The organism is Geodermatophilus sp. SYSU D01186 (genome assembly GCF_054050215.1).
The window spans coordinates 1-7,155 of record NZ_JBJGYW010000069.1; the positions used below are offsets into that span (position 1 = coordinate 1).

Sequence of the window (7,155 nt, forward strand, 5' to 3'; positions counted from 1 at the left end):
CGGGTGCGCAGGCCGCACCCGGGCCACCCCGCTCAGGACGACGCGTCGGTGAGCAGCCTCCGCTGGTCGTCGGTGAGCACGAGGTCCTGCATGGGCAGCAGGTCGGCCAGCTGGTCCACCGACCGGCCGCTGGCGATCGGCGCCACCACGGTGGGCTGGTCGGCGAGCCAGCGCAGCGCCACCGCCGCACCGCTGACCCCGTGGGCCTGCGCCACCTCCTGCAGCGCGGCCAGCACGCGGTCGCCCCGCTCCCCCACGTACGCCGCCGCGCCCTTCGCCCGCGGCGAGTCGACCTGCTCCCCCGCCCGGTACTTGCCGGTCAGGAAACCCCTGGCCAGGGCGAAGTACGGCAGCACGCCGAGCCCGCGCTCCTCGACGACGTCGCGCAGCTCCGCCTCGTAGGCCGGCCGCTCCATGAGGTTGTAGTGCGGCTGCAGCGCCACGTAACCGGTCAGGCCGAGCCGCGCCGAGGTGTCCAGCGCCTCGGTCAGCCGCGCCGCCGAGTAGTTCGACGCCGCGGCGTGGCGGACCTTGCCGGCCTGCACCAGCTCGTCGAACGCCTGCAGCGTCTCCTCCAGCGGCGTCGTCTCGTCGTCGTAGTGCGCGTAGTAGAGGTCGATCCGGTCGGTCTGCAGCCGGCGCAGCGACCCCTCGGCCGCCGTGCGGATCGCCGCCGCGGACAGCGGGTGCTCCTTCTCCAGCGGCGAGGCCTTCGTCGCCACCACGACCCGGTCCCGCGCGCCGCGCGCCACCATCCAGGCGCCGAGGATCTCCTCCGACCGTCCCTTGCCGTAGGACTCCGCGGTGTCCACGAACGGGGCCTGCGTGGACGGCGTCGCGTCGGCGAAGCGGTCCAGCAGCGCGAAGGACGTCGCCTCGTCCGCCGTCCAGCCGAAGACGTTGCCGCCCAGGCACAGGTCGCTGACGTGCAGGTCGGTCCCGGGGATCTGCGGCATGCCCCCACGCTAGGTGCGCAGGGCCGCGCACGCCGCTCGATCGGGTGGGACCGATGGGGCGTGAGGGACCCGTCCCACCCCCCTCGGTGGCGGATCGTCAGTACGGCATGGCAGCGTGCCACCGGTCCGACCTCGGCGGACTGCCGCGGGCCGACCACCCCAGCCACTCTCGAGAGGAAGATCGTGAACAAGGCCGAACTCGTCTCCGCCATCGCCAAGCGGGCCGACGTGCCCACCTCGACCGTCGACTCGGTGCTCGCCGGGCTCCAGGACGAGCTCGTCGATGCCATCACCCGCGGTGAGAAGGTCGCCGTCTCCGGCCTGCTGACCGTCGAGCGCACCCAGCGTTCGGCGCGCACCGGCCGCAACCCGCAGACCGGCGAGTCCATCGACATCCCCGCGGCCAACACCGTCAAGGTCACCGCCGGCTCGAACCTGAAGAAGGCTGCGAGCAACGTCCCCGTCTGATCCACCCCGGCCCGTCGGGGCCGGCGGCCGCACCCGTGTGGGCTGACTCACAGCGTCGTGGGTCAGGATGCGGGGCGGGCGCCGCCCGACGGCGGGTGCGCCGACGAACGGAGGGCACGTGACGACGGAGCTGCAGGTGGACACCGACCCGGCCGAGGTGGGCTTCGACCCCGGCCGCCTGGCCCGCATCGACCGGCGGCTGGCCCGCTGGGTGGACGAGGGCCGGCTCCCCGGCTTCCTCGTGACGGTGGCCCGCCACGGCCGTCTGGTGCACGTGGGCCGGTACGGCTCCCGGGACGTCGAGGCCGGGCTGCCGGTCGAGACCGACACCCGCTGGCGCATCTACTCGATGACCAAGCCGATCACCTCCGTGGCGGCGATGATGCTGTACGAGGAGGGCGCCTTCGAGCTCTCCGACCCCATCGCGCGGTGGCTGCCCGAGTTCGCCGAGACCCGCGTGTACGTGGCCGGCTCGGCACTGAAGCCGGTGACCGCCCCGCAGACCGAGCCGATCCGCGTCTGGCACCTGCTCACCCACACCTCCGGTCTGACCTACGGGTTCCACCACGCCCACCCCGTCGACGCGATGTACCGGGCCGCCGGCCACGAGTGGGGCACCCCGGCCGGCGCGGACTGCGCGGAGGTCTGCCGGCAGTGGGCGGCCATCCCCCTGGTCTTCCAGCCGGGCTCGGAGTGGAACTACGGGGTCTCCACCGACGTCCTCGGCCGGCTGGTCGAGGTGCTCTCCGGCCAGCCGCTGGACGAGTTCTTCGAGCAGCGCATCTTCGCCCCGCTCGGCATGCGGGACACCTCCTTCGGGCTGCGCGAGGGCGACGACCCCGAGTCCCTGGCCCGCCTCTACACCGCCGTCCCGGGGCAGCCCGGCGGCGTGCCGACGACGTACGCCCCGCTCGACACGATGGGCGCGGCGGCGCTGCACAAGCCGGCGTTCCTCTCCGGTGGCGGCGGGCTGGTCTCCACCGCCGGTGACTACCTGCGCTTCATCGAGCTGCTCCGCCGCGGTGGCGCCCACGACGGCGGCCGCCTGCTCGGCCCGCGCACGATCGCGCACATGACCCGCAACCACCTGCCGGGGAACGCCGACCTGGAGTCCTTCGGCCGGCCGCTGTTCGCCGAGACGCCGCTGCGCGGGGTGGGCTTCGGGCTGGGGTTCTCGATGGTCATCGACCCCGCCCGCTACGGCGTGGTGGCCAGCGCCGGCGACTACAGCTGGGGCGGGGCGGCGTCCACCGCGTTCTACGTGGACCCGGTCGAGGACGTGACGGTGGGCTTCTACACCCAGCTGCTGCCCTCGAGCACGCTGCCGATCCGCAACTTCCTCCGCGCCCTGGTCAACCAGGCCCTGGTCGACTGACGGCGCCCCACCCGGTTCACGTGTAGCGGCGGGAGAGGGTGGTGGCGACCATCGCCGGCTTGGTGCCGCCCTCGACCTCCACGGTCACGGTCAGCGCCAGCTGGACGCCGCCGTCGACCGGGGTGGCCGAGTCGAGCACCGCACCGGCCCGCACCCGGCTGCCCACCGGCACCGGCGCGGGGAAGCGCACCTTCTCCGTGCCGTAGTTGACGGCCATGCGGAAGCCGGTGAACTCGACGATCTGCGGCGTCAGGGAGGGCAGCAGCGACAGCGTCAGGTAGCCGTGCGCGATCGGGCCGCCGAACGGGCTCTCCCGGCGGGCCCGCTCGGGGTCGACGTGGATCCACTGGTGGTCGCCGGTGGCCTCGGCGAACAGGTCCACCCGCTCCTGGGTGATCTCGACCCAGTCGCTGTGGCCGAGGTGCTGCCCGACCAGGCCCTGCACGCCCTCGACGCCGTGCGCCGTCGTCGCTGCCATCCCGTCGTCCTCCCGCCGTGCGGTCGTCTGGTTGGCTGACTCCACCACAGACGGACCGCGGACGGAGGACGGCTTGCTGCGTCTGGGAGCCCTCGACGTGCCACCCGGGCGGCTGGTCGTCATGGCGATCGTCAACCGCACGCCGGACTCGTTCTACGACCGCGGCGCCACCTACGAACTGGTCGCCGCCGTCGAGCGGGTGGACCGGGTGGTCGCCGAGGGCGCGGACATGGTGGACGTCGGCGGGGTGAAGGCCGCCCCCGGTGAGGACGTGGACGCCGCCGAGGAGATCCGGCGCACCGTCGACCTGGTCGCCGCCATCCGCGCGGCCCACCCGGCGCTGCCGATCTCGATCGACACGTGGCGCGCGGAGGTGGCGCGGGAGGCCCTGGCAGCCGGCGCCGACGTCGTCAACGACGCGTGGGGCGGGGTCGACCCGGAGCTGGCGGCCGTCGCCGCCGAGGCGGGTGCGGGGCTGGTCTGCACCCACGCCGGCGGCCTGCCACCGCGCACCCGGCCGCACCGGGTCACCTACGACGACGTGGTGGCCGACGTGGTGGCCCGGACGACGGCGCTGGCCGAGGCCGCCGTCGCCGCGGGCGTGGACCGGGAGCGGGTGCTGGTCGACCCCGGGCACGACTTCGGCAAGAACACCCGCCACTCGCTGGAGGCCACCCGGCGGCTGGACGAGCTGGTCGCCACCGGGTGGCCGGTGCTGGTGGCGCTGTCCAACAAGGACTTCGTCGGCGAGTCCCTCGACGTCCCCCTGGAGGAGCGGCTGACCGGCACCCTCGCGGCGACCACGGTGAGCGCCTGGCTCGGCGCGACGGTCTTCCGGGCGCACGACGTCGCCGCGACCCGGCAGACGCTGGACATGGTCGCGGCCATCCGCGGTGACCGGGAACCGCTGCGCACCACCCGCGGCCTCGCCTGATGCCCCTGGTGGCGCGCGCCCGGCGGGTCTAGCCTGCGCCGCACCGATCGGCCCGGGAGGTGGCGGCATGAGCGGCAGGGTCGTGCACTTCGAGCTCCCCTTCGACGACGGGGACCGTGCGCGCGGGTTCTACAAGGAGGCGTTCGGCTGGCAGGTCCAGGAGATGCCGGAGATGGCCTACACACTGGTCATGTCCGGCCCCAGCGGTGACCAGGGACCGACCGAGCCGGGCTTCATCAACGGCGGGATGATGGCCCGCGAGGGCGGTCCCTCGACCGCGCCGGTCATCGTCGTCGACGTGGAGAGCATCGACGTCGCCCTGGAGCGGATCGGCGAGCTCGGCGGGTCCACGGTGACGCCGAAGATGCCGGTGGGCGACATGGGCTTCGCCGCGTACGTGCGCGACCCGGAGGGCAACGTCATCGGCCTGTGGGAGACCGCCGGCTGAGCCGCGCGGCACAGGATCCGATGCGCACGTCCGGGGCCTCCTGACGTGCGCACCGGTTCCGACACGTGCGCCCGGCGGGGCGACGGTGGCGGTCGATAGGTTCCGCGCCATGGCCGCCACCGGGTTCCACACCGCCGACGAGCTCAACGCCCTGCTGCCGGGCACCCTCCCCGGCCTGCTGGGCCTGACGATCACCGCGCACGAGCCCGGACGGCTGGAGGCGGCCCTCGACGTGCGGCCGGAGCTGCTGGCCCCGAACGGCTACCTGCACGCGGCCACGGTGGTGGGGCTGGCCGACACCTCCTGCGGACTGGCCACCCGCGCGCTGCTGCCCGAGGGCTCCTCGGGGTTCACCACGATCGAGCTGAAGACCAACTTCCTGGGCACCGTCCGGGAGGGCCGGATCACCACGGTGGCCACCAACGCCCACGCCGGGCGGACGACGCAGGTGTGGGACGCCGTGGTGACCGCGGCGGGCTCGGGGAAGACGATCGCGCTGTTCCGCTGCACCCAGTCGGTGCTCTGGCCGCGGTGACCCGGGCGGGTGTCCCCTCTGTGGCGCAGGCCACGCCGGATGTGAGACTGACGCCACACCCGCCGAGAAGAGGAGTCCCCGTGGCGCTGGCCAGCCCGTATCCCGACGTCGAGATCCCGGACCTGTCGGTCCCCGCGTACGTCCTGACCGCCGGCGGGGCGCGGCCCGAGGCCCCTGCGCTCGTCGACGGGCTCAGCGGCGACACGATCACCCACGGCCAGCTCGCCGCCTACGTCGACCGCGTCGCGGCCGCACTGCACGCCCGGGGCCTGCGCAAGGGCGACGTGGTCGCGGTGTTCTGCCCGAACACGCCCTGGTACCCGGTGGTCTTCCACGGGATCGCCGCGGCCGGCTGCGTGATGTCGCCGATCAACTCCCTCTACACGCCCGACGAGATCGCCTTCCAGCTGCGCGACTCCGGGGCGAAGGTGCTCATCACCGTCTCGCCGTTCCTCGACCGCGCGAAGGCCGCCGTGCAGCAGGCGCCGGTCGAGGAGGTGGTCGTCATGGACGGCGCCGAGGGGCACGCCTCCCTGGTGGACCTGCTCAGCAGCGACGCCCCGTCGGTGCAGGTGGACATCGACCCGGCGAACGACCTGGTGACGCTGCCCTACTCCAGCGGCACGACCGGGCTGCCCAAGGGCGTCATGCTCACGCACCGCAACCTCGTGGCCAACGTGCTGCAGATGCGGCCGATCATGAACGCGCACGACGGCGACGAGCGGATCATCGCCGTCCTGCCGTTCTTCCACATCTACGGCCTGACCGTGCTGATGAACCAGGGCCTGGTCGCCGGCACGGTGGTGACGCTGCCCCGTTTCGACCTCGAGGAGTTCCTCCGGGTCATCCAGGACCAGAAGATCACGCGGGCGTTCGTGGCGCCGCCGATCGTGCTCGCGCTGGCCAAGCACCCGCTGGTCGACCAGTACGACCTCTCCTCCCTGCGCACCATCACCTCCGGTGCCGCGCCGCTGGACGAGGGGCTGGCGCTGGCCGCCGAGCAGCGGCTGCGCAAGGGCGCCCCGGAGGGGGTCACGATCGCGCAGGGCTACGGGATGACCGAGCTGTCGCCGGTCTCGCACAGCACCCCCGACGCCGGGATGGAGCCGCCCGGCTTCACCGGCCCGGTGCCGAAGGGCTCGGTCGGGGTGTCGGTGCCGAACACCGAGTGCCGCCTGGTCGACCCGGCCACCGGCGAGGACGTCGGCCCGGGCGAGCGCGGGGAGCTGTGGGTGCGCGGCCCGCAGGTCATGAAGGGCTACCTGAACAACCCGCAGGCCACCGCCGAGACCCTGGACGCCGAGGGGTGGCTGCACACCGGCGACGTCGCGGTGGTCGACGAGAACGGCGTCTACACCGTCGTCGACCGCGTCAAGGAGCTGATCAAGTACAAGGGCTACCAGGTGGCCCCGGCCGAGCTCGAGGCCGTGCTGCTCGGCCACCCGGAGATCGCCGACGCCGCCGTCATCGGGGTCAAGGACGCCGAAAGCGGCGAGGAGCTGCCCAAGGCGTTCGTCGTCCGGGCCGCCGGCTCGGCGCTGACGCCGGAGGCGGTCATGGAGTACATGGCCGAGAAGGTGGCGCCGCACAAGAAGGTGCGGCTCGTGGAGTTCATCGAGCAGGTGCCGAAGTCCTCGGCCGGCAAGATCCTGCGCAAGGAGCTCAGGGCCGCCCGCTGAGCGGACCGCTCCGGGCGCGCCGGCGGCCACGAGGCCGGTGCGCCCGGAGCGGGTTCAGCGGTGCGCCCGTGGCCCCGTCCCGGGACCCGCCGCGAGCCTGCGAGCGGTGGGCAGGACGGGGTCAGCCCACCGCCCGTGGCCCCGTCCCGGGACCCGCCGCGAGCCTGCGAGCGGTGGGCAGGACGGGGTCAGCCCACCGCCCGTGGCCCCGTCCCGGGACCTGCCGCGAGCCTGCGAGCGGTGGGCAGGACGGGGTCAGCCCACCGCCCGTGGCCCCGTCCC

General features: G+C 73.8%; 8 protein-coding genes. 6 read left to right on the forward strand and 2 right to left on the reverse strand.

Annotated elements, in window-relative coordinates; genetic code table 11:
* Positions 1-32: 32 nt before the first annotated feature.
* Positions 33-956: an aldo/keto reductase gene (locus tag ACI784_RS25040; RefSeq protein WP_457015317.1), complete on the reverse strand. Its 924-nt coding sequence runs from the start codon at positions 954-956 to the stop codon at positions 33-35.
* A 183-nt stretch (positions 957-1,139) separates the two neighbouring features.
* Here ACI784_RS25040 and ACI784_RS25045 point away from each other — a divergent pair, with 183 nt between their 5' ends.
* Positions 1,140-1,424: an HU family DNA-binding protein gene (locus tag ACI784_RS25045; protein WP_091223132.1), complete on the forward strand. Its 285-nt coding sequence runs from the start codon at positions 1,140-1,142 to the stop codon at positions 1,422-1,424.
* A 118-nt stretch (positions 1,425-1,542) separates the two neighbouring features.
* The gene (locus tag ACI784_RS25050) at positions 1,543-2,799 is read left to right on the forward strand and encodes a serine hydrolase domain-containing protein (RefSeq protein ID WP_456922775.1); all 1,257 of its coding nucleotides are present in this window, start codon (positions 1,543-1,545) and stop codon (positions 2,797-2,799) included.
* Between the two features lie 16 nt (positions 2,800-2,815).
* Here ACI784_RS25050 and ACI784_RS25055 read toward each other — a convergent pair whose 3' ends face one another.
* Positions 2,816-3,277, reverse strand: a complete 462-nt coding sequence (locus tag ACI784_RS25055; protein ID WP_457015318.1) for a MaoC family dehydratase — start codon at positions 3,275-3,277, stop codon at positions 2,816-2,818.
* A gap of 73 nt (positions 3,278-3,350) precedes the next feature.
* Between ACI784_RS25055 and folP the strand changes: the two genes are divergently transcribed.
* From folP to ACI784_RS25075, 4 genes are all read left to right on the forward strand, one after another.
* Positions 3,351-4,211: a dihydropteroate synthase gene (gene folP, locus ACI784_RS25060; RefSeq protein WP_457015319.1), complete on the forward strand. Its 861-nt coding sequence runs from the start codon at positions 3,351-3,353 to the stop codon at positions 4,209-4,211.
* A gap of 67 nt (positions 4,212-4,278) precedes the next feature.
* A complete protein-coding gene (locus ACI784_RS25065) occupies positions 4,279-4,659 on the forward strand; it encodes a VOC family protein (protein ID WP_456922778.1) in 381 nt (126 codons plus the stop codon).
* Positions 4,660-4,768: 109 nt separating this feature from the next.
* Positions 4,769-5,194: a PaaI family thioesterase gene (locus ACI784_RS25070; RefSeq protein ID WP_456922779.1), complete on the forward strand. Its 426-nt coding sequence runs from the start codon at positions 4,769-4,771 to the stop codon at positions 5,192-5,194.
* An 80-nt stretch (positions 5,195-5,274) separates the two neighbouring features.
* Positions 5,275-6,873: a 4-coumarate--CoA ligase family protein gene (locus ACI784_RS25075; protein WP_457015320.1), complete on the forward strand. Its 1,599-nt coding sequence runs from the start codon at positions 5,275-5,277 to the stop codon at positions 6,871-6,873.
* Positions 6,874-7,155: the final 282 nt, after the last annotated feature.